Origin of the sequence: Chryseotalea sanaruensis (assembly GCF_003990915.1) — a bacterium.
Lineage (GTDB): Bacteria > Bacteroidota > Bacteroidia > Cytophagales > Cyclobacteriaceae > Chryseotalea > Chryseotalea sanaruensis.
This window is the reverse complement of the sequence record NZ_BHXQ01000005.1, coordinates 334909-359245: the sequence shown is the minus strand read 5'-3', so window position 1 is coordinate 359245 and position 24337 is coordinate 334909. Positions and strand designations below refer to the sequence as shown.

The 24337-nt window shown below is 38.3% G+C and carries 20 protein-coding genes; 9 read left to right on the top strand and 11 right to left on the bottom strand.

The genetic code is table 11. The annotated features are described in order from the left end of the window. On the top strand, positions 1-978 hold the full coding sequence (locus SanaruYs_RS14795) for a permease (RefSeq protein WP_127123363.1): 978 nt from the start codon (positions 1-3) through the stop codon (positions 976-978). 138 nt (positions 979-1116) lie between these two features. Then, positions 1117-1857 carry an SDR family NAD(P)-dependent oxidoreductase gene (locus SanaruYs_RS14790; RefSeq protein ID WP_127123362.1) on the top strand — a complete coding sequence of 247 codons (741 nt, stop codon included), beginning with the start codon at positions 1117-1119 and terminating at the stop codon, positions 1855-1857. 93 nt (positions 1858-1950) lie between these two features. On the opposite strand, the gene SanaruYs_RS20415 is transcribed toward SanaruYs_RS14790, so the two are convergent. The 5 genes from SanaruYs_RS20415 to SanaruYs_RS14770 all read right to left on the bottom strand — a co-directional run bounded on the left by SanaruYs_RS20415 (position 1951) and on the right by SanaruYs_RS14770 (position 6387). After that, the gene (locus tag SanaruYs_RS20415; protein ID WP_262708687.1) at positions 1951-2082 is read right to left on the bottom strand and encodes a hypothetical protein; all 132 of its coding nucleotides are present in this window, start codon (positions 2080-2082) and stop codon (positions 1951-1953) included. A gap of 63 nt (positions 2083-2145) precedes the next feature. Then, on the bottom strand, positions 2146-2664 hold the full coding sequence (locus tag SanaruYs_RS14785; RefSeq protein WP_127123361.1) for an NADPH-dependent FMN reductase: 519 nt from the start codon (positions 2662-2664) through the stop codon (positions 2146-2148). 199 nt (positions 2665-2863) lie between these two features. After that, entirely contained in the window at positions 2864-4408 is a 1545-nt protein-coding gene (locus tag SanaruYs_RS14780; RefSeq protein WP_127123360.1) for a SulP family inorganic anion transporter, read from the bottom strand. Positions 4409-4810: 402 nt separating this feature from the next. Then, on the bottom strand, positions 4811-5695 hold the full coding sequence (locus SanaruYs_RS14775; protein WP_127123359.1) for a hypothetical protein: 885 nt from the start codon (positions 5693-5695) through the stop codon (positions 4811-4813). A 371-nt stretch (positions 5696-6066) separates the two neighbouring features. Then, positions 6067-6387: a hypothetical protein gene (locus SanaruYs_RS14770; protein WP_127123358.1), complete on the bottom strand. Its 321-nt coding sequence runs from the start codon at positions 6385-6387 to the stop codon at positions 6067-6069. Between the two features lie 88 nt (positions 6388-6475). Between SanaruYs_RS14770 and SanaruYs_RS14765 the strand changes: the two genes are divergently transcribed. Beyond that, positions 6476-6706, top strand: coding sequence for a helix-turn-helix transcriptional regulator (locus SanaruYs_RS14765; RefSeq protein ID WP_127123357.1), 231 nt, complete (start codon positions 6476-6478; stop codon positions 6704-6706). Positions 6707-6824: 118 nt separating this feature from the next. Here SanaruYs_RS14765 and SanaruYs_RS20505 read toward each other — a convergent pair whose 3' ends face one another. Beyond that, positions 6825-7127 (bottom strand): thioesterase family protein, encoded by a 303-nt coding sequence (locus SanaruYs_RS20505; protein ID WP_370684889.1) that lies wholly within the window; start codon positions 7125-7127, stop codon positions 6825-6827. A 196-nt stretch (positions 7128-7323) separates the two neighbouring features. On the opposite strand from SanaruYs_RS20505, the gene SanaruYs_RS14760 reads away from it, so the two are divergent. Both SanaruYs_RS14760 and SanaruYs_RS14755 read left to right on the top strand, forming a co-directional pair. Further along, positions 7324-7668, top strand: coding sequence for a PadR family transcriptional regulator (locus tag SanaruYs_RS14760; RefSeq protein ID WP_127123356.1), 345 nt, complete (start codon positions 7324-7326; stop codon positions 7666-7668). A gap of 41 nt (positions 7669-7709) precedes the next feature. After that, on the top strand, positions 7710-10322 hold the full coding sequence (locus SanaruYs_RS14755) for an ABC transporter permease (RefSeq protein WP_127123355.1): 2613 nt from the start codon (positions 7710-7712) through the stop codon (positions 10320-10322). A gap of 12 nt (positions 10323-10334) precedes the next feature. Here SanaruYs_RS14755 and SanaruYs_RS14750 read toward each other — a convergent pair whose 3' ends face one another. Beyond that, the gene (locus SanaruYs_RS14750) at positions 10335-10775 is read right to left on the bottom strand and encodes an acyl-CoA thioesterase (RefSeq protein ID WP_127123354.1); all 441 of its coding nucleotides are present in this window, start codon (positions 10773-10775) and stop codon (positions 10335-10337) included. Between the two features lie 687 nt (positions 10776-11462). Between SanaruYs_RS14750 and SanaruYs_RS14745 the strand changes: the two genes are divergently transcribed. Beyond that, positions 11463-12248: a DUF1963 domain-containing protein gene (locus tag SanaruYs_RS14745; protein WP_160118675.1), complete on the top strand. Its 786-nt coding sequence runs from the start codon at positions 11463-11465 to the stop codon at positions 12246-12248. A 3-nt stretch (positions 12249-12251) separates the two neighbouring features. Here SanaruYs_RS14745 and SanaruYs_RS14740 read toward each other — a convergent pair whose 3' ends face one another. The 4 genes from SanaruYs_RS14740 to SanaruYs_RS14725 form a co-directional block, all read right to left on the bottom strand. Next, positions 12252-12893 (bottom strand): 4'-phosphopantetheinyl transferase family protein, encoded by a 642-nt coding sequence (locus tag SanaruYs_RS14740; protein ID WP_127123352.1) that lies wholly within the window; start codon positions 12891-12893, stop codon positions 12252-12254. A 192-nt stretch (positions 12894-13085) separates the two neighbouring features. Further along, a complete protein-coding gene (locus SanaruYs_RS14735) occupies positions 13086-13472 on the bottom strand; it encodes a hypothetical protein (RefSeq protein WP_127123351.1) in 387 nt (128 codons plus the stop codon). Between the two features lie 220 nt (positions 13473-13692). Then, positions 13693-14136 (bottom strand): lipocalin-like domain-containing protein, encoded by a 444-nt coding sequence (locus SanaruYs_RS14730; RefSeq protein ID WP_127123350.1) that lies wholly within the window; start codon positions 14134-14136, stop codon positions 13693-13695. 3 nt (positions 14137-14139) lie between these two features. Next, on the bottom strand, positions 14140-20340 hold the full coding sequence (locus SanaruYs_RS14725; RefSeq protein WP_127123349.1) for a type I polyketide synthase: 6201 nt from the start codon (positions 20338-20340) through the stop codon (positions 14140-14142). A 616-nt stretch (positions 20341-20956) separates the two neighbouring features. Between SanaruYs_RS14725 and SanaruYs_RS14720 the strand changes: the two genes are divergently transcribed. The 3 genes from SanaruYs_RS14720 to SanaruYs_RS14710 all read left to right on the top strand — a co-directional run bounded on the left by SanaruYs_RS14720 (position 20957) and on the right by SanaruYs_RS14710 (position 24073). After that, positions 20957-22270 (top strand): hypothetical protein, encoded by a 1314-nt coding sequence (locus tag SanaruYs_RS14720; RefSeq protein WP_127123348.1) that lies wholly within the window; start codon positions 20957-20959, stop codon positions 22268-22270. Positions 22271-22371: 101 nt separating this feature from the next. Beyond that, positions 22372-23301 (top strand): SMP-30/gluconolactonase/LRE family protein, encoded by a 930-nt coding sequence (locus SanaruYs_RS14715; protein ID WP_127123347.1) that lies wholly within the window; start codon positions 22372-22374, stop codon positions 23299-23301. A 265-nt stretch (positions 23302-23566) separates the two neighbouring features. Next, positions 23567-24073, top strand: a complete 507-nt coding sequence (locus tag SanaruYs_RS14710; RefSeq protein ID WP_127123346.1) for a hypothetical protein — start codon at positions 23567-23569, stop codon at positions 24071-24073. Positions 24074-24337 lie beyond the last annotated feature (264 nt).

Here is a 24337-nt window from a genome sequence, read left to right as displayed (position 1 = left end):
ATGTTCGACTGGCTGCAACATTTTGCGGATTGGCTCATTTACGCTGTCATTGGAATTTCACCACAAAGTCATTTAGGCGAAGCATTAAACTTCTTTGTGTATGACACTATCAAGATTCTCATTCTTCTTTTTTTAATTACATTTTTAATGGGAATTGTTAATTCCTATTTTCCGATTGATCGAATCAAGAATTTTCTATCACGCAATAAATTATATGGCGGTGAATATCTAATGGCTTCTACTTTTGGAGCAGTTACGCCATTTTGTTCTTGTTCATCGGTGCCGCTATTTATTGGTTTTGTAAAGGGAGGAATTCCCTTAGGTGTAACTTTTGCATTTCTCATTACCTCACCGCTTGTAAACGAAGTTGCCATTGCCATTTTCTTAGGCATGTTTGGTGTAAAAGCTACATTAGTTTACGTAGTCAGCGGAATACTACTAGGCGTAATAAGTGGTGCTGTACTTGGCAAAATGAATTTAGAACCCTTACTTACTGATTGGGTCCGGCAGGTGTGGAAGCAGGCAAAAGCAGATCAGGAAGTATTTGATGCTGAAAAAACAACTTTTGTTCAGCGCATTCCAACGATCATTAAAGAAGCATTTGGTATCGTAAAAAGTGTGCTTGTTTATGTACTCATTGGTATAGCCATTGGTGCGGCTATGCATGGTTATGTACCGGAAGGTTTCTTTGAACAGTATATTGGTAAAGACACCTGGTATGCTGTTCCTCTAGCCGTTCTATTGGGCATACCCATGTATGCGAATGCTGCCGGTATCATTCCTGTTATTCAGGTTTTTGTTGCCAAGGGAATTCCCATTGGCACTTCACTTGCCTTTATGATGGCAGTAGTAGGTTTGTCTATCCCTGAAGCCACATTACTTAAAAAAGTGATGACTACTAAGTTACTGCTTATTTTTTTTGGTGTAGTCGCAGCTTGTATTATACTCTCCGGTTATCTGTTTAATCTCATTCTTTAACTGTTATCATTTAGTTAATCAACTATCATTTCAGTAAACATGATTTCAATCACTTGGTAAAAAGACTGGCATCATCATAAATTTTAATGTTTTTAAGTAAACTGTCAGCTCAATGGAGTTAAATCAAAAAATAAAAACATGAAAAATAAAACTGTAATTATTACCGGTGCTGCATCAGGCATTGGCAAAGCAACAGCTGAATTATTCGCCAGGCATGGTGCCAATGTGGTAGTATCCGACATACAAGAAGCAGAGGGAAATGCTACAACTGACAGTATTATTGCCGCTGGAGGTAAAGCATCCTTTTTCAAAACTGATGTTGCCAAGCCTGAAGAGATGGAAGCACTTGTGGCTTTTGCAGTTAAAACTTATGGCCAATTAGATGCGGCAGTGAATAATGCTGGTATTGGCGGTGAGCAAGCACTCATTGCTGATATGAGTATTGACGGCTGGAAAAAAGTTATTGACATTAATCTCAACAGTCTTTTCTATGGCATGAAATATCAGATACCTGCTATGTTAAAAAATGGAGGTGGAAGTATTGTAAATATATCTTCCATTTTAGGTGCTGTAGGCTTTGCTAATTCAGCTGGTTATACTGCTGCAAAACATGGTGTGGTCGGGCTTACACAAGCAGCAGCATTGGAATACTCTGCACAAAAAATCCGCATCAATGCAGTGGCACCGGGTTTTATTGAAACACCTTTACTCGATGCACTAGATGCGGAAATGAAGCAACAACTTGTTGCGCTTCATCCCATAGGACGACTTGGTAAAAGTGAAGAAGTGGCTGAACTGATTTTTTGGTTGAGTAGTGACAAATCATCATTTGTTACCGGAGGCTATTACCCAGTAGACGGAGGTTATTTAGCAAGATAGTAAGCCGATGACTTCACCAAGCTAGTAAAGATGAATACGGTGAGTAGTACTGTTTAAATACACTACTACTCACTTCTCTTACCCATAATTGCTTTATAAATCTGCACTACCACCAAGGGTATTAAGCTTGCCAGGATAGATACCGTCCAGACCTCCATGGGCAATTCGGCCAACCCCAACACTATGCGCGCTTGTGGAAGTGCGTAAATAACTAGACGACTTCATTCTACATACTTTATGATATTAGACAGACAATATAAAGATGATTGGAACTATTGAATGGCGTAATCATTTATCGATTATTTGAACGAGCGCTTCGATAACTTTGTGAAGATTTGTAATTGTAGCCTGATCTTTGACGTTACCGCTTGGATCAAGCTTTGCGCGAACCGAAGGAATCAATAGCGTACCATTATTTATCACTTTTGCTGATATGGCCTCAAGTATTAATAAGAGCGCAGCATGTCCTTTCTCTCCCTGACTGGATGCAGTTACAAGACTCACAGGTTTATCAAAAAACTCACCTGATCCCACTGTCCAATCAAGTGCATTCTTCAATGAGCCCGGCACACCAAAAGCATACTCTGGTGTACAAATCAAAACGCCATCACTCTCCTTCACTTTATTCCGAAAATAAATAACTGAGTCAGGAACATCCTTAGCATCATTAAAGTGCGGTAATGATCCGATACCATCATAAATTTCAAAGGAGACATGCTTTGGTATCATTGAGGCAATAACCTTCAGAATCAAATTACTTGATGAATCTGCACGAAGGCTTCCAGGAACACCTAAAATTTTTATCATTTTAAATTTACTTATGCTTAACAAGTTACCTACCAATTTTGGGTGTAGCAACTATAGAATAATCATATTTTATCAGCATTATTTTTACTATTGTTCCAACTAAAATTAGTTACAAGTAATTCCCATTTACAAGCAAAGCGCTGTTCTTAAAAGTAATAAAAAAAGCCTCAGAAATCTCTGAGACTCTTAATTGTCATCCTTATGCTAGTGTATCCACTGCCACACGATAAGTAGGGTCTTCAATAATATTTACGACTATAATACTTTCTGCATCCCTTAGTAGTTGTCGGCAGTCAGGGCTTAAGTGTTTTAGGTGTAATTTTTTCCCGGCTTTATGATAACGTTCGGTTATCTTATTTAAAGCTTCTATTCCCGACATATCCGACACCCTGCTTTCTGCGAAATCGATTATCACCTCGTTAGGGTCGTTCAGCACATCAAATTTTTCATTAAAAGCACTCACTGATCCAAAGAAGAGTGGTCCAAATATTTCATAATGTTTTACTCCCTTATCATCAACATACTTTCTGGCACGAATTCTTTTTGCATTCTCCCATGAAAATACCAGGGCAGCAATCACTACGCCTATTAACACCGCTAACGCCAGGTTGTGGAGGAACACCGTTACCAAAGCAACAATAATTATTACCAACACATCAGACTTGGGCATTTTACCAAATGTTTTAAGACTTGCCCATTCAAACGTACCAATAGCAACCATTATCATTAGCCCTGTTAAAGCAGCCATTGGTAATTGCTCAATAAGCGGTGCGCCAAACATGATGAAGACAAGTAACATAACAGAGGCTACAATACCCGATAACCTTGCACGAGCTCCTGCTGATATATTAATTAAACTTTGACCAATCATAGCGCAACCACCCATACCAGAAAAGAAACCAGTTACTATATTCGCAGTACCTTGTGCTACACATTCTTTGTTTCCTCTTCCACGGGTCTCTGTAATTTCATCAATTAGATTTAGCGTTAATAAACTCTCAATTAAACCTACGCCTGCAACAATTAATGCATACGGAAAAATGATTAGCAGACTCTCTAAGGTAAAAGGAATAGACGGAATATGGAACGGAGGAAAACCGCCTTGTATGGAAGCAATATCTCCTACTGTTTTCGTATCAATACCAAAACCAATTACAATACCCGAAACGGCTAAGATGGCTGCAAGTGATGCCGGAATGGCTTTCGTCAATTTTGGTAAGCCCCATATAATTAACATAGTTAAGGCTACAAGTGCTACCATTACAAACAAGGTGTTTCCGGTCATCCATTGTAACGTGCCTGCTGAATCCTTGATCTTGAATTCATTTAATTGTGAAAGGAAAATCACCAATGCCAAACCATTCACAAAACCAAACATCACCGGATGCGGAACCAATCGAATAAATTTTCCAAGTCGTAATACACCAGCAAATATTTGAATTACACCTGCCAATACAACTGTGGCAAAAATATATTCTACCCCATGACTTTTAGCCAGTGCTACAATCACCACAGCTATCGCACCAGTCGCACCGGAGATCATTCCTGGCCTCCCACCCAAAATTGATGTAATTAAACCAATGGTAAAAGCAGCATACAAGCCAGTGAGTGGGGATAGCCCGGCAATGAATGCGAAAGCAATAGCTTCAGGAACCAATGCAAGGGCTACCGTAAGACCTGATAAGATTTCGTTTTTATAATTAACTTTTAGAGATAGATCGAATAATCGAAAATACTGTCGCATAGGGTAGGGAAAATTATTAAAAATTAAAAATGGAAATGAAGAGTAAGGGAAGAATATGCCCTTGCTGATACCTGAAGTGGCAGAACTAAACTTGGTAAATCAGGGTGGAGTCAGCGACCCCTTTTGATGCGTGTTCTTCATTGCGGTGCAAAAATAAAAAAAATGAACAAAGTCGCCCAATTGATTTAAATAAATCCAATCGTCCGCTGTGCGAGACGATACTTGACGGAATACTCGAATTTATACTCTCCTACGCGCATCGTCTCAGTAGGGACGATGCAGGAATTAAAAACCAGTTAAGTGACCCCCTCGATTATAATATTGCGAAGAAACGCTGTATCTATTAATAATGATTTAATGTATTAGTTTGATTGCATCTGGCAATCCATAACGATAAACCATTTATAGATTTACATTACCATATCGAATTACACCGTACAATTGAACAAAGAACGGTAGCAGCCAGAAAATTGAGCCCACTGTTATAGGCGCATAAGCCCACCAATAATTTGGATTAAACTCTTTAGCGGTAAATACTTGTCTTCCCTTCTCTGAGACAGCTACTTGAATAGAATCATTGACATTGTGATAACCACGTACAATCGTGAAAAATGAATTGCCATTTTTCATTTTATAAGAAATGTAGTTTGTATAGTAGTATTCCTTCCTTCCATCAATCCAAGATTCGTGTTCTTCAATAAAATGAACTTTAGCGGTTGCTAATTCTACATTTAAAACATGCTCGTTATAATACATTTCAGCATAAGTCAAGCCTCCCATATAAATCGGTACTAAACCAAAAGCCATTGGAAGAATCATTAATGGAGAAATCGTGAAATAACCTTTCCAGATAAGTGTAATAAGTAAACCCAAAAGTAAAAACCCGATAGCGGAAAAGATGAAGTTGCCCATAGATATGATTGGCCTGAAATTTTCAGATTCGTTTCGGTCAGTATCTGAATACAAACCTTTATCACTCTCGTTGTAAAGAATGGTAACCGAATCCCCGGTGGCCAACTTATAGAAGTGCTTGCCCAGAATTACTTCTTCAAAAGCAAGACTATCTTTATTTCCCACTAATGCAAGTACAGCAATTGGGCGTTCGTGTATTGGTGTTTTGAAGTTAAGTACAAAGGCTCGCTTATTTGTATAACGTTTTTCTCTTTCTTCACTTTCATTTTGATCAAATCTATTATCTGGTATAATAAGCCATGATAATAAAACTAAAGAAAGTAAAAGAAGACTTAAGGCTCCATAAAAGCTGAGGATGGGGAGAAACTGTCTCATTGTTATTCAATATAATACTTTAGCTTTTACTTTTTATAACAATATCTCAAGATTAAGTTTTTCCTTCTTTTATAATTAAATTTTTAAGCTACTAGAAATAATCAGAAATCAGGACAGATACTTATTACATAAATTCTCCGAAAGGAGATACGATAATCACAGAGTAATAGAATTTTACATTCTGCTCTACGCCTTGTCTCCGCAGGGAAAAAGCCGCTTGGTTATAAACACTTTGAATTAGTAGTAAGTACTCTAATATGATAACTTCAAGTAATGGTATCGTCCGCTGCGCGAGACGATACTTGGCAGGGTGCTCGAATTACATCCTGCTACACGAATTGTCTCAGCAGGGACGATGCTTAAAATGAAAATCAATCCTTTTGAGCACTCGTGTTTATCTGCTTTAGCGCCCTAGCTGCCCTTGCTAATTCGAATAACTGATACACATCATTTCGTATTGTTTTCAATTGCGTTTTCCACTGATCGGAAGGTGGGTGCTCGCCCAATTCACGAAAAGTGTAATTGAAGAAGAGTTCGCCCAAAAACTCATACGTTTGGAGTGTAACTGGAATTTCAGAAAGATGATCAATAATTGTATTATTGTTTTGGTACTGAACGAGAAGCTGATCTTCTTGACGAATATTTAATTCAGCTACTGATTCTTTAGGTAACTTATACTTTCCCTTATTCATAGCGTTTTTTAACTAAAAGTTCCGAAAGGATGAATATAAGACCATTTTGATCTCATGTCCAAACTGGTCTTAGAACTATTTTCGATGCATGGCCAAAAAGAAGTCCGCGCGACCCAAAAAATACAATCGCATCGCAGAAGTCCTGGAAAATGAGGGTAAAACGCAGGCGTGGCTCGCTGGTGAACTGGAATTGGAGTACCGTACGGTTAACCGTTATGTTAATAACCACCGGCAACCGGCAGTCGAAGTACTTTTCGAAATTTCAAAAGCATTGAAAGTGCCTGTTCAGGATCTATTGGAAAAAGATAAACCCTCCTAAAAATGATCGAATCATTCATAATTTGAAAGGCAGTTTAAGAAAACATCAATCACTTGGGCAGAAGCATTCAGCAAGTAATAAATCCTCTAAACAGAAATTTACTTCTCATTTGACGTTACTACTGCCAGTAACTTTTCTGGTATTGGAGCCACCTTTCTCCCGCTATAATCAAAACACACATATTCGTTTTTCCCCTAGCGAGTTCTTTACCATTTGCTTTATTCATAACCTGATACAGCATATCAAAACCATATTTATTTATATAAGCTATGGCAAGATGAATTAATAATACATCCCCTAAACAAGCTTCTGCTTTGTAAATGACCAGGGCATCATTAATCACTTGCCCGACACTTCCCTCAAAACTAACTTCATCTTTAAAACCATTTTTCTGATAAAAATTAATCCTGGTTGTATACAGTATCTTGTGTTTCTTTATATAGTTCCATTACCAAATCCTGGAGACAACTTATCACTTATCTCACTGATCTATTCCGTTCAAATCCGTCCGAAGACGGACATTGCAAATTTGATAAATCTTAAAATACTTGCTAATTCGGCACGTTTTAGAAATGGCATGATTATTATTACTACAAATAAGAATTAATTATTAGCAAATGAAAAAATATCAGTTAGGCGAGTTTGAAGAGGTAGTAATGCTCACAGTGGGCATACTCTATAATGATGCTTATGGTGTTTCAATAAAAAAAGAAATTGAAGAAAGATTAAAACGCTCGGTGAGTGTAGGTGCATTACAGACTGCCTTAAAACGACTTGAAGATAAGGGTTATCTCAAATCACATGAAGGTGAGACAACTGCAGAGAGAGCAGGACGACCAAAAAAGTATTTTACTATTACAGCATACGGCAAAAAAGCAGTAGCCTATACAAAACAAACACGAGACGAGTTGTGGAGCGCCATACCAAAAATGGCCTGGAATACCAAAGTGATAAGCATTTAGCTATTTCAGGCACCACAAATGATTAGTCAAACTTTTTTAAGATGAAAAAATCACCGGATCCTCCTAAAACATTTCATCGATTCTTTCGCTGGTATTGCAATCCTGATTTGCGCAACAGCATTGAGGGTGATCTTATTGAATTGTATCATGAACGCGTAAGAGAAGAAGGAAAGAAGCAAGCTGACAGAAAATTTGTAAAAGATGTATTGTTACTCTTTCGTCCGGGGATAATAAAATCAATAGAACTTCAGCAATACTCATTAAATACCGATATGTATAAAAATTATTTCGCCACAGCCTGGCGTAATCTAAACAAGAAAAAAGTCTACGCCTCCATCAATATAGCAGGTCTCGCGCTTGGCATTGGTTGCGCCCTTCTCATTTTTTCACTTATTACACATCATCTCGATTTTGATAACTTTCATGCCGACTCTGATCGCATTTATCGTTTTGTTACAGAGGAGCACCGCGATCAGATCGACTATGACGGAAGTGTACCACCGGTATTCGGAAAGGCTTTTCGTGAAGATTATACCTTTGGAGAAAAAGTAGCACGCCTTTGCACCATTGATGAGCAGCTTATTGCTGTGGGTGAAGGCTCCGACATCCGTAAATTCAGTGAGGAAATAGCTTTTGCTGAGCCCGAGTTTTTCAGCATTTTCAACTTTCCACTGGCATCTGGTAATGCTGATAAGGTCTTGAGTGGAGCCAATACCGCCATTATAACGGAGCGTATTGCTAAAAAATATTTTGGAGATGAGCCGGCTTTGGGAAAAACTTTTCGCTTTGAAAACCGGATCGACTTCACCATTAGCGGTGTACTAAAAGATATACCGGAGAACACAGACTTTCGATCTGAAATTTATTTTTCCTACAGCACAATAAACCAATACAGTGAGTGGTATGCTTCCGATGATGCCTGGGGTGGTATTTCATCCAGCATCCAAACCTTTGTACGGCTTCAGCCGGGTGTTAATCCGCAAGAAGTAGAAAAAGTATTACCAGACTATGTAAAAAAGTATAGAGCAAAAAGTAAGAATGTTCATCACTATAAACTTCAAGCTATTAGTGATGTTCACTTCAATGCCCGATACGGTGGTAAAATGGATAAGTCTACACTTTGGGTATTGGCTGCTATTGGCTTGCTGCTGGTTTTTACAGCTTGTCTCAATTTCATTAATCTGGCCACAGCACAAGCAATTACCAGAGCTAAAGAAGTTGGTGTTCGCAAGGTGTTGGGCAGTGCACGCGCACAATTATTCTGGCAATTCACAATCGAAACAGGTGTTATTGTTTTATTAGCTTCTGCAATTGCCTTTTCAGGTGCCTACCTTATTCTACCCAATCTCAATACTTTCTTCGATACAAGAATTTCTCTCGATCTCTTTCTGAACACAAGGCTCCTATTATTTCTGGCTTTGTTGATACTTCTTGTAACGTTATTGTCAGGTGCTTATCCGGGCATTATTCTTTCTCGCTTTAAACCTGTGGCTGCACTTAAGGGCAGACTTCAGGGGCAACAAGGTGGAAGTTTTAACATCAGGCGCGGACTTATTATTGTACAATTTACCATATCGCAAATCCTGCTTATTGGTTTAATTATAATGATGCAACAGATGAAATATTTCTCTAATACCAACATGGGGTTTGCACATGATGCAACTGTCATGATTCCTACCGGATCGAATGATGAGAAACTGAAAACACTAAAAGATCAATTTCTGGCCTTGCCTGATGTTGAAAATGTTTCGCTTTGTTTTGCTGCCCCTGCTTCTGATGACATGTGGACAACTTCCCTTCTCTTTGATAATCGCAGTGAAAGTGAAACTTTTTCAATAAGCTTTAAAGGTGCCGATGAAAATTACCTCTCTACTTTTGATTTAGAGCTAGTAGCCGGCAGAAACTTCACTGCCTCCGATACGGCACGCGAATTTCTTGTTAATGAAAAAACTATCACGAAGCTCGGCCTTTCCTCTGCTGAAGAAATTCTTGGAAGGCAACTATCGGCAAATGGTGGCTCTTTGAATGGTCCTGTGGTGGGTGTGATCAAAGATTTTCACGATCGTTCCTTTCAATCTGATATACAACCACTGTTTATTACCACTTCGTTAGAACATTACAATGCCCTGGCTGTTAAAATTAAAATGAATAATATTAGCAACACTTTGGCTGCACTTGAAAAAAACTGGTCGGCTGCTTATCCGGAGTTAATTTATTCATACAGTTTTCTGGATGATCAGATTGCCTCCTTCTACCAGAAGGAGCAACGTATGATTACAATGGTTCAGGTATTCTCCTGCATTGCATTACTTATTGGCTGCATAGGTTTATATGGTTTAGTGTCCTTTCTAGCAGTTCAGAAAACAAAGGAGATCGGTATAAGAAAGGTATTAGGCAGTAGTGTAACTCAAATACTGACCATTTTTGGAAAAGAGTTTTCTTATCTCTTGCTTATCGCGTTTATAATTGCAGCTCCTATTACTTGGCTACTGATGTCGAACTGGTTGTCTGGCTATACATATAGAATAGATATTGATTTATGGATTTATGCACTTGAACTTGGCATTATATCGGCAATTGTTTTGTTTACTGTAGGATACCAGTCATTAAAGGCTGCAATTGTGAATCCTGTTGAAAGTTTAAAAAGTGAATAAACAATTCGTTGTTTAATCAATCTTTGCTGTAATAAGTGATAGAAGTCGCGCTGGTATTGGAGCCACTTTTCTCTTACTATAATCAAAACAAACTATACCAGTTTTTCCCCTGGCCACTTCCTTACCATTCACTTTATTAATAACCTGATACAACATATCAAAACCATATTTATTTACATCAGCAATGGCAAGATGAATTAATAATACATCGCCTAAAAAAGCTTCTGCTTTATAAATGACTAAAGTATCACTAATTACCTGCCCGACAGTACCTTCAAAACTTACCTCATCTTTAAAACCATTTTCGCGATAGAAATTAATTCTGGCTTGTTGCATTAAAACAAGCATATTATCGTTGCCAACGTGTGCTCCGTAGTTAAGATCATTAACACGTACGATCAGTTCGGTTGTGTAAATAAATTGATTTGGAAGTGTAAGTTCAAGACGAGCCATAGTCAATAATTGGTGAGGCAATATAATCATGAAACAGGCTCTGTTCCTCAATTTATTAAAACAGAAATACTTTAGTTATGTATTTACCTAAAATCTGTCTGACAACCGTTTACTCCCGCATTCACCGGTCTGAAGGATAGTTCTCCGTATTGAAAATTCTGTTTTATTTGCCTTAGTGCCCACTAATGCCATTAAAAAACAGACACTGCTCTCCCTTATTGTATTGATTGGTTAGGTGGGCTGCATTACGGTTTTACTGCCACTTTCTTTTTGGCGCTATTTGTAATTGCTATTAACATTTTTACAATAAGCCATGAGAAGAATGAAGAAATTCCCATGAGCATGTGGAATGAAAACCACATTTATAAACTCTGTGGCTAGCTAATGCTCTTGTTTTTAATTCTAACACCTATTTACGGATATTTTAAATGTTTTTATACTCAACACTCATTTTTGAAGCCTTAATGATTTTTGCCTTTAGTACGGCTTGGCTTATTAAAGGAGGAGTACTAGAAGACAAAGGTGCCATTGGCAAAAAGTATATCGCGAATTACGTTAAGTCATTATATTAATCTAGTAAAAGAAATTAAGCAGGAAACTTGAACTTAAATAATAATGATTTGATCCTTACCTCACATAAATGAAGAAGTATCTCTTTTAGTTTTGCCAAGAATTACATTTATGCTCATGGATATTAAAAAGGAAGCCGCTAGTATCATTAATGCCTCGTCACTGAGTAAGTCAGATAAAAATCTTTACATTTCACATTTTAAATATGCTATTAGTACAACGGGTAAAGAAATAAAAGACATGAAGCAAATGCCAATAGGCACTTCGTTACTCAGGGGTTGTCCTCATCTACCTAAAGATTTCAATTGGCCAGACAATTATTACTTTTTTGCACAATTTAACTGCGCTCAGATTAAACCTATTGATGCCTTGAAACTACTACCAGATAGTGGTATGCTCTGGTTATTCTTTAATCCCGCTGACAATGACTTCAGGCCAGTGAGTAAAACAGCAGCTAAGCTTTTATATTTTGATGGAGATATGAATAAACTTGAAATTCGCAATCCTCCACCACAGGCTTTTTATAAATCACATCCAAGCTATTACAAAGACCTGGTGTCGACATCCGATAAAATGGAATTTACCCCAGGTTTCACCTTTGGTATAGAGGATGTGCCTTTAGAATTGTGCGAATTACTCTCTAATCAATTGAGTCTCTCCTACTTTGAAAATACAGACTGTGGACTATATGGATTTCCGCGTCTGTGGCAAGGAGAAGGTGATGAAGATGGGCTTTTTGCACCTCCCGATTGGGATTGGATCACCGGACCACCGCCAGTACAAGATAATGTTCTCTTTTTTCAAGATGTATTCTTCGATGGAAATATTCACTTTTGGTTAACAAAAGAGCAAATGATTAAAAAAGACTATGCTGAGGTAATGGTGACGGCATCCGTTACGTAAGTCTTATACCGTTTCGTACAATAATTCATGTTCCGTACTAAAATAACTTAGTTCAACTTCTTGCAACGGAAAAGTACTGCAAATGTGGCAAGTGTAATCTGGAATAGGGATTGAATGAAAATGATATTGTGTTTCTGCCTCATCAAAAACATTAATTTTCATCAGATCAGTTTGGAATCCTAAACCCTTTGCTTTCAACAAACTTTCTTTTTTAGTCCAAATTTCAAAAAAGATTCTTTCAGAATTCGTTGAATTCAGAAGGAACCATTCATTAGGATGAAAAATACTTTCGTAGGCCGATATGTCTATTGTTCTGTTTTGCTCAAGATCTATGCCCACATGTTTGAAGGGTGAACATACAGCAGCAACAAGGTCTCCACTATGTGAAATATTGAAGTCGATAGTAGCACCTGGCAAAAAAGGTTTACCGTATGTATTTCTTGTTAGGGTATTTAATTCATTTTCATGAATTCCCATATTCAATAACATTATTTCGGTTAGCAGAATGCCTACTTCAGTCCTTAATTTATCCTTCCAAAAGATATGCCGATGCCTTGAAGTAAGCACTTTTGTTTTTCTTCTTGCCTGAACACTAAGTAGCGAATGTTCAGTAAAATCTGTAAGTGAAGCAATAATAACTTGCATAGTGTACTGGTTTATGTAAAAGGATACAAACAAAATAAACCCGTTAAGAAATTTTTTTACTTAACGCCTTCAGCAGCAATATTTCAGCTAAAGCATTTCAAAAGCCGTATTGAGCAAAAATACTACCTTTGAACGCCTCAGCTGAAATCAAAAAGATAATTCGTAATTCGTGACTTATTCAGCTATCACAAATTAGTTTTGCTTCATTAACCAATCGCTGGCTTCACGATAAGATCCAAACGATTTAATAACATCTGAAGCTGGCATCGCTTTCTTAGCTGACATTTCTGCAAAAATGTTAGAAGAGAAAATCCATGCAAAATGTTTTAGTCCACCGGCAATCATAGCTGGGAACCATTCTTTTGCAGTCCATTCTGCTGCCTCCTGCCAAGGGCCGGTTACGTTAGTGTTATCATTAAGTACTTTTGTTATTCCTTTCTTTTTTACTAAGTCAAGAATTACAGCACCTGATGCCACAATAGATTCTTTGTTTTGAAAACCAATCCAGTTACAGATCATAATTTTCGTTACAGCGTCATAGGTAATCTCGATGTTTTTTGCTTTGTGGAGCGATTGCATAATATTAAAAAATTTAGAGTGAACGAGTGTATAGTGTTTTCAGTTGGTGCTATGTACAAAAAAAATAAAAGCAAAAAACACCTTAAAATTAAGGTACTTTGATAATGCCTTGATTTACAATACTATTAAAAGTACATCGACTCATTTTCTTCTTCTTCTTCAGTAAATAGACTGTCTCAACAAATTTCTAGTTACTCATATGCTGTTAACTAAATACTATTTAATCTGTTACACGCCTCCAGGTAATATGAAAAACAATCTCAACTCCATCCACAGGTACAGGTGGTGTACTTAACATGAGTTGGTTTTCGGAAAGTGTGGCATAGCGAAGCTGATTATTCTCAAACCAGTTTGGAAAAAGACTCCCCCGCACTTTATGCACTATTTCACTTGGTCGTACTTCTTCATATTTACCGAAGTAAGCGATATATGAATCGAAAGCTACTTTTGTCTCCTGTGGTGTACCACCGTTTATATCATTAGAAACAAAAGCGGTGCGGTTAGCCCGCATAAGCTGAGCATTCATATTTCCATAGGCATCATACATCAAAATACCTTCGGCATTCTTACCGAAATAGTCAACCTCATTGCCTTCTGCATCACGATACTTCCAACTAACAAGTCTCCAGGTGCCAATCAATCTTTCTTTAATAGAATCAGTCATGCATTAATGAATTGTTTTTATTGGAACCTCTACAAGATTAAACTCATCAATCAGCATAATGCTTAAGAAATGAGTATCATTTACAATGTAACGGTGTGCACCAGGTCGTTCTATCAATTTAAACTCATGTGTTGTCTCATCTCTCCAGCGCTCTGCTTGTTCTCTAAGCACACGTTCATCTTCATTACCATAAATTGCTACAATTGGTAAAGTCAGTGGCGACTTCTTATTGTATTGATAATTTGACAACAAGTGAAGATCGGCACGCAACATTTTCATCAACAATTTATGCCACTCTTTATCATCATGCATAACAGGATTCAGGTAAGGAAACATTTCGTACAAATCCTGATCAGGTAAAGTATGGTCTACTTCCCTTTTACTATAAGTAGTCAGGCCAGGTGTTGAGGACACAAATAATTTTACCGGCAACATTAGGTTTCTCTCTTCCAGTGCCTTCGTTACTTCAAAAGCAAGTAGCCCACCCATACTGTGCCCGAAAACAAAATATGGTTTATCCAGTAACGGCATCATTGCTGGAATCAGTTCATCAATTAAGGTGTGCACATTGGTGTGCATGGTTTCCTGCATGCGGTGTCCTCGGCCGGGTAGCTCTACACTAACAATATCAAATACTTTATTGAGGGCTTTTGTCAGTGATGCAAATAAAGATGAGTCACCACCGGCATCATGAAAAAAGAATAAACGTGCAGCGGCCTCCTGGTTTGGTGCTTCTCGGACAAACCATTGTACTTCTTTTTTGATCGGAAGCTCTTTGATCAACTTGGTATGGTTATCTTCTAAAAGTGAAAGCAGATAGCCGGCATACTCTGTGATACTGGGGTGCGACCAAAACATGGCAACTGATAGTTTCAGATTCAAACTCTTTTCAAGGAGATTCCTAAGTTGTATTGCCATTAAGGAGTCAATACCCAAACCCTTGAATGTCATTGCCGGATTAATTCTGGAAACTGCCGTTTTTACAATAGTTGCCACATGTTGCATCACCAGTTCTTCAAGTGCAATGGAGCGCTCTTCATTCGAGTTGAGTTCGTCATACAAGGCCATGAATTTTTTCTCCTGCGCCCCTTGATTATTTTCTGCTTTGAGTAATCCTTTAAAATACTGTGTCTTTGCTAAAGAGGAATAGTAAGTTGCCATTGATTCGGCATGAAGTTTTACAATTCCAATTTGTGTGTGTTCACTATCGTAAATGGCATTAAATACTTCCAACGCATCACGCATGGCTACCGGTTCAAATCCTTCCGCTCTGGCATACTTTTCTAAATCTGCTTCGTTTGATACCATGCCTACATCTTTAATAACACCCCAATTAACACTCATGCCGGGAAGCCCCATGCTCTTACGACTTTGTGCTAGTGTATCTAAAAATGCATTGGCTGCTACATAACTGCCTTGTCCGCTTAAACCAATAAGTGTTGAAGCCGATGAAAACATGATAAAGCAATCCAGTGATTTGTTTAAGGTAAGCAAGTGTAAATTCCACGCGCCCTTTACTTTTGGATTTAGTATTCGCAAAAATCCCTGTTGATCAAGATCTGTAAGTGTTTTTGCTTCAATTACACCTGCTGCGTGTACCACACCTTTTAAGGAAGGCATACAATTCTCAATCAGACCGAGCACTGTTTTAAGTTCATCATAGTTGCCGGTATCGGCACGGAAAATATTGAAGGTACAACCCTGAGCAGTGTACTTGGTAATTTTAATCATTACATCTTCAGGTGCTTCTCCTGTTCGGCTTACCAATGCAAAATGGCGAGCACCTTGCCTGATCATCCACTCAATAAAGTGAAATCCCAATCCTTTAAAACCAGTTATCAGGTAAGTACCATCAGCCGAAAATTGTTTTTTCTTTTCTGAATAATCGTACTCCTCTTGATGATGCACAGCCAACCGGGGAACATAACTGTCTTTACCACGCAGTACAATCTCATTTTCAAATTCTAACGGATAGCTTATGTGTTGAATCAATTGCTCAAATTCTTCCAGCGAAGGATTTGAGCTTAGATCTAGGTATCGGCAATTATATTGGGTCAGTTCATTGAACATAACTTTAGCCATACCCCATAAAGGACTATGTACAGGCTGTGCAATATCTTTTTCTATGCCTACAGTTTGTATACCATTAGTAACGATTACCAATCTGGGTATTTCAAATAGTTTTAGCGCGCTGAGTCGCTGATGCAAATACATAAAACTAATACTACCGAATACCTGCTGCGCTTCAACGCTATCGGCTGTTAACGGGGGATCACTCCAATTATAGCTAATACTTGCCGCATGAATGATACCTTCAATCTTACCAGACCTTGTGGCGTAAATATCATTCATCAACGTTTCATAATCACTCTCCATAGCGTAGTTGACCGCATATTGTTGAGAATTTACCTTGTCATAACGCTCTGCTGGTGACACAAGAATAGTTTGCATACCTGCTTGCAACATTTTATCAATGAGTATTTCACTGATGCCGTAAGGGTCACCAAAAACTATCCAGCTTTTCTCATGTTTGATTTTCTCTGTCTCTTCACTAAGCTCATGCGCTTTTTTAATCCAGTTGATTTTATAAAGCCATTTATTCAGTTTATCTCGTTGCTTTTCTATTAAGCTACTGTCAATAATTTTAGCTTTTGCTGATTTAATTTTCAATACCAGTTGATCATCTTCATTATAGATGGCGATGTCTGCTTCAGCATGCAACAGACCATGTTGCAAATCTTCTTTACATGGATAAACTATGGCTACACCCTTTAGCAGTCCTGTATAATTCCATTCCTCTGTAAAAGTGATTTCCTCAATTTCTGATAGCAGCGTTGTTCTGTTTGTTTCTCCCTCAATTTTCTTAATTACATCATAAAAAAGTGGTTGCATTAAACTATCGAGTATAGCAGGGTGTAACTTATACTTCGCCTTAGATTTCTTTAAGCGCTCGTCTGCCTCCAATATAAAATGTACTTCATTTAGCGGCTCCTTTGTTTTTAGTATCTGCTTAATGCCCTGAAAGTAGTCACCATACTGAAGGCCTAATGCGCGCAATTGTTGATAATACTCAACACCTGTAAGTATTTCTTGCGCCTCAGTTACTACAGGTGTTTTGGTTACCTGCACTAAATGTTTTGGTTTAGAGGCAAGCATACCTTCAGCTAACAACAGCCAATTAATTTTACCAGATTTCCCCACAGACTTTTGGTAGAACTGAAAAGTATCCTGACCAATATCTGTATGGTTTACCTTCAACTGAATGGTTACTGGTTGTTTGTCAAGTTGAATAGATTTTAAAAATTTAAGATTTGAGATTACTGGAACACCGTGACTGTATAGTTCAGTTGCAGCTTCCAAAATCATTTCAACGTAAGTAACACCAGGCACAACCACCGTATCATTTACCTGATGATCTCGCAGGTATGGAAACTGTTCAAGACTCACTTGACTTTCCCAGAAAGAAGTGTGTTCATTGCCAGCCAGCGTAATCGCATCTCCAAGCAAAGGATGTTTTGCATTGAGACGCTGACGACCATTTTCTGCTGAGTGATCTTCAATTTCATAACGCTCACGCTGAAAAGGATAACTTGGCAAACTTATATAAGGCGCACGTGTTGTCTCGTAGAATTTTTCCCAGGGAATATTAAATCCTGCTGCAAACAAGTCTGCCATGTTTTTATATAAAGTTGCATGTTCAGGCTTATCGCGTAGCAATGATGGTGCAATAACTACCTCAGTTTTTTGGCCTTGTGCACACTCCTGAATGGCATTAGTTAATACGGGATGCGCACTTACCTCAATAAATACTGTATGATCAGTCTCCATCAATTGCTGCATGGCATACGAGAACTGAACCGTACCGCGTAAATTATCTACCCAATAATCTTTGTCCATTTCCGCACTTTCCATAAACTTCATGCGTACTGTAGAAAAGAGAGGTGTTGTTATGGTATTGGGGCTAACCGATTGCAAAGCCTCGCGCAGCGGTTCTTTCAATGGATTCATTTGTTGGCTGTGTGAAGCCACGTCTACTTTTACTTGTCTGCAAAAAAGTTCTTGCTTTTCTAATAGCGCGATTACTTCTGTTACGCTTTGCTGATCGCCAGCCAACACAGTTGATTTAGGACTATTGCTAACCGCAATCGAAAGTTTAGGGAATTGTGTTACTAATTTTTTTGCATCATCTAAAGACAACTCAGTAACTACCATGGCGCCACCTTTGCCACTTACTGTACGCATCAGTAAACTACGTGTACAAATAATGGCAGCGGCATCTTCTAACGAAAGTGCACCTGCTACATGTGCAGCAGCCACTTCTCCCATGCTATGACCAACTACAGCATCAGGACGAATACCCCATGAAATCCAAAGTTGCGCAAGGGCAACTTGTATTGCGAAGAGCATAGGCTGAATAACATTTATTTCACTCAGGCGACTTGCATCGCCAGTAGCGTTGAGTTGTTCGAGTAGCGACCAATCCACAAAAGGTTGAAAAGCTTTATCGCATGCTTCAATTGCCTCTTTAAATATTAGCTCCTTTACAAGCAACGCCTGCCCCATGCCCAACCACTGGGATCCTTGTCCGGGAAAAACCATAACAAGCTTATTCTTTTCACCGCGCAGCTTTTGTGGTGCAGCCTGCAAACTATCTTCCGCTGCCTGTTCAAGTGTCTGTAATAATTCTTCTTTGGATGTTGCCGACAATAGTATCCGATAATCAAAAGAAGGTTTGCTGATGGCTGTGGCGACACAAGCTTTTTCAATTTCAGCTTCCGAAAGATTTACAAACAACTCGCTGTATGTTTTTAGGTAAGCCTGAAGTGCTGCTGGTGATTTTGCAGATAAGGGAAGACTATAACGCAAATGCTTTTTCCATATCGGCTCACTTTCCTGCTCACGATACTCTTCTAATACTGTGTGTGCATTGGTGCCACCCCAACCAAATGAGTTAACACCCGCTTTAAGTGTGTCTCCTTCTTGTGCTGGCCAAATTGTATTGCCCGCTTGCACCTGCAGCTTCAGCTCATCAAAAGGAATAGCAGGATTAGGAGTCTTAAAATTTAAATTTGAGGGAAGCAGTTTGTTGTTCATGGCCAACACTACTTTTAGTAACCCTGCAATACCAGCTGCTGCTTCCAAATGCCCCACATTGGTTTTTACAGAACCTACGTGAAGTTTGTTCTCACGCTCAACACCAAAAAACTCTCCTAGTGCTTTTGATTCGGTAGGATCACCCAATTTTGTACCTGTTCCGTGGGCTTCTACATAGTGTACATCTTTTGGATTAATACCACTGTGTTGATAGGCATCGTGCAAAACTTGCTTTTGACCATTTACACTGGTAGCAGGTAGGTTTACGTTGTAACCATTATTATTCATAGCAGATCCGCGTATGAGCGCATAAATGTGATCGCCATCTGCCTGTGCTTTTGATAATGTTTTCAATAAGATTAAGCCAGCACCTTCACTTCTTACAAATCCATCGGCCTCACTATCAAAGGTGCTGCATTTACCTTTAGACGAAAGCCCACCAAATTTTGAAAGTAGAATATTTTGATCCGGATCAACGATGTGATTGATTCCACCTGTTACTGCCATCTCTATACTATTATCCCAAAGCGCCTGGCAGGCAATATGTAAAGCAACAAGTGATGAAGAACAACCCGTATCTACTACCAGGCTCGGCCCGCTAAAACCAAAACTAAAAGATACACGGTTAGCAATAATATTAGAGGACTGCCCTACAGCAGAGTGAGAAGTAACTGCTGCGTTTTTATGTTTTCGGTAATGCTCAAAGTCGTTCCAGATATTGCCGACATAAACACCTGCTTTGCTACCCAAGGCTCTCTTAAATGGCATACCTGAGTTTTCAATTGCTTCCCAGGTAAGTTCCAACATTAATTTTTGCGAAGGACTCATCTCCGTGGCTTCTGCAGGTGATATATTAAAGAAGAGTGGATCGAAGTGGTGTATATCACTTAACAAGCCACCATGACGTTGGTTTGATTTATTAGCAGCCGTCAGGTCTGCATCATAGTAGGCTTCTATGTCCCAACGTGTTTGTGGTATTTCGGTAATGGCATCTTTACCCTGCACAAGCATTTCCCAAAACGCTGCTAAGTCTTTCGCCTGCGGGAAACGACAGGACATTCCGATAATTGCAATGGGTTCTTTACTGTTTGGGGGGAAGCGATCTTTCATGGACTAACGAGTTTGACATTAATCAAATCTATCAAAGTGATTGGATATGATTTTCTCTATTGATCACTAAACCTTACGCATCACATTTAAATTGCTGTTACAATGGATTGATAAAAAACCATTGTTAGTCGGTGCCATCCGCACTTGGTCTGCCAATTCAATATTTGCATTGCACACGAATGCATAATGCCTTCTCTTACTTGTAAAAACTTTACAATTTGCTTTGCGACATTACATTTGTGTGTATAGAAAGCGTACTGCATTTACAATTCCTGAACGATTGACGCATAAAAAAATGAGTAGTAATACCTATGTTGTTTGAAATAGTACATGAACGCAAGAAAAAAAATAAAATATTTATACCTTAAAATTAAGGTGTTCGATAATGAAGACAGAATGCATTGGCTTTTCAAAAAACAAATTCTACTACTGGTCGATACCTCAAAGAGGGTAGGGAGCAGAAAAGTGCAAAGTTAAAACCCGTGATTTTTTTTAGTCACCTCTAATTATATTTACGCTTACAACGAAGGTTATTCGAGAAATATGTGGTCTTGTTTGTTTAAGTAAAAGAAGACAAACTCATAAAAGAAATACGCAAAATTTAAATTTTACTAAAATGGAAGTTAAAAATTACAATCTTGAACCAAATCCAAGAAGTGTTGATGCAGCAGATCCAAATGACGAAATCTATCTATCCATTAAAATAGGTAATGGACAATTAGGCGGAAACAAGGTAACTGCAGAAGGGAAATTACTGGCTAAAGGAAATCTTACCACACGAACTCATATTGGAAACCTAAACAGCCTGAATCAAAAAACAATAGAAGTAGAAACGAATGTGTTAGATGTAAATGGATTCACTAACCGATGCGTGTTTACTACAGCATTCTACAACCAGGATAATAAAGAACTTTTCTCAAAAATAGATAAAGGAGATGCTCCTGAAAATGGAGTCGCCAGTTTTAAAGGAAAATATATAGTGAACTTTATCATTGTCTTACTTTTCTTCTGCTGTCTTTTTAACCAACAAGTACAAGCCCAAACTTCTGCTAAAGATTTAACCTTTACCAAACTAGAAACACCTACATCACCAGGATTAATCCTATTTGATGAAACCCCCTCTTCGATTGAAAAGCCAACAACACCACAAGGACTTGGACTCAGCTTATTAGGTCTGGGACAAAACGGTGGCGCACTTGAGTTTGCACCATTCTGGTTAGTAGATCATCCCAACTTATCGGCTAAAGCTATGTCAGATAAAAAGTCACCGATACTCTCTCACTTTGCCATCTCTATTGCTTCCGCTAAAACAGACACATTGAGTTACTTGTCTGGCGGAATACGCACAAGAATTTTTCAATCTTACCGATCTGACACTACCGAGCTTAATAATCTCCGAACAAAAATTGAGGATGCACTTGCTGATTCGGAATTTGACAGAGTTGACTCTCTTCGCAAATTATACATTGATATACTGGAAAAGCCAGTCTTCACTATTGATATCGCAGCTGCAATGGGTGGAAGTAATACTACAAATTCCTTCGATGACCTTGAGCTAAACCGTTGGGCTGTCTGGATGACATTTAATTGTCGCCCAAAAGGTGATGACTTTTACTTTACAATACTAAGTCGCTATATCAACAGCGAAAAATATGAAGAGACTAATATCGAAGCTGATTTAGTTGATATTGGCAGCAGACTCAATTATGATATTTCAAAATTCACAGTTTCTTTAGAATACGTGCATCGTATGAATTTTACAACCGACATTTTAAATGATTACAGACTTGCTGCTATCGGAAGCTATCACCTTGCCGAAAATATTTTCTTGACAGCCACATTTGGAAAGAATTTCTCAGATGTAAATAATATTATAGCCCTTGCCGGGATTAATTTTGGTTTCTCTCAGAAAAAAGTGAAGGCATATTAAATATCATTAGGTGAAGTCATCAATAAAATAGTAAAACAAGAAAATTCCTTAACCAACCATTACCGCTTTAATCCGTTAATCAGGTTTATATATAAACCTGTATGAGACTGATACTTTTACTCCTAAGCATACCCCTGTTTGCTGTAGCGCAAGCCCCCGAACTCGCCTTTACCATTAAAGAAAAAGATTTTATACCAGAAGGCATTGCTTACAATCCATTAGACGGGAGCTTTTATGTAGGCAGTATTCACAAGAATAAAATTGTAAAAATTACGGCCAAAGGTGAAGTCACCGATTTTGTGCATTCCCATCAAGACAGTATTGGACAAGTATTGGGTTTACACATAGACGCTGACAAACAAGAACTCTGGGTTTGCAGCAACGAAGCAGAATCGCTGAAAGGCGGAAGATCTTCAGTACACCGCTACAATTTAAAAACAGGCAAACTAATTAAACAATATAATTACCAGGTTAAAGACGAAATACATTTGTTCAATGACCTTGTTCTGCTCAATGGTCAGGTCTATTTAACCGACTCAGAGTTTAAGGCTGTATTTACAATTGACCCTGCTAAAGACAAACCAGCACTCTTTATACAGTCTGATAAATTGTATTACGCCAATGGTATCACCACAATGCCTAACAACAAATTAGTAGTAAGTGCAGGCAATGGTTTTAATCTGGTGGATGTAGATACTAAAACACTTACGCAAATTCCTTTTGAAAAATACTTTGTTGTAGGCATCGATGGCTTGTATTATAAAGACAATACCCTGATAGGCATACAAAACGTAACCTACCCTGCTTGCATTAATCGCTACTATTTAAATGCTGACCACACCACTATAAACAAAGCAGAAGTATTATTAGCAGACCACGTCTCTTTTAACATACCCACTACAGGTGCCATTGCGGGCGACTACTTTTACTTTATCGCCAACAGCCATTTAAACCATTACGACAAGGGCACCATTTCCAATGCAGCTGTGCTGGAAGATGTGAAGATTATGCGGATAAGGTTGGAACAGTAGTCTGTAAACTCATTTACAAAAACGAAATATTGATTACATTTACTTATACAGCTGGATATGTGCAGCTTTTATAGGAGAAAAATATGGAATGTATATAGTCAGTAGTTCACGTGGAGAACTTAGACCACTGTAAATAGATGACTTTTTGACTGGGGCGATTCTTTCAAAATAAATTGAGGTATTTATAAAAAATAGTTCAAACTACATAGCAGCATTAATTTCGCTGGTCACTTTATATTACGTAAGACATAAACTAACGAAACACATGGGTGTACAAATAGAATTTACAGTAACTGATGACTCAACCCTGATGGCGTACAGGTCTTATTTAGAAAACCACCTACTTGCGGATTTTGATAAAATATTTTTTTACGGTAACCATGAACACCTTCAAGAAAAAAATCACCTTGATGGGTTGATAGTAATTTCAGAGGACGGACTATTCTATGACACAAAAGAATATCTAGTAGGAACGAAAGAAATAACCCTTGACGACTTAACGAAGTACATAAAGAGCAAAAGCAGGGAAGAATTGATGAGCATGGGTGAGCCGACCAAAGAAAAGGGTATGCAAGTGAGTGACATGAGAGATGTCCTTATCAGATTGAAGAACGATCACATAAGGAAGGGCGGGGATAATCTTAATACTTGGATCTATATTGAATATGTAACGAGTTTAAGTCTAAATGATATTATAGACATTCTGGTACTATTAAAATATTTAAATATTCAGATTAAGTCCTATCAAGGAAAGTATTATCCGCATAAATAAAAGGGAAGTTGTTGCAGAATGTCGTGGAAGCAAAACCGTTGGCAGCTATTCCCCTTCTCAGAGTCACTTGGCAAGTGTAGAGGATGAGCGTAAGGACTCTGAGAACCATAGGTAGAGCATATCAAGCTCAGCGTTCCCTGCGGGTACCTCTGGGTAGGATTAAAAACCCCAGAAGTGAAGATGACCCGATACCATTTCTAGCATCGCTTTAAACGTCCAGTATCGTCTCGCACAGCGGACGATACGATTATTTAGAAATTAATA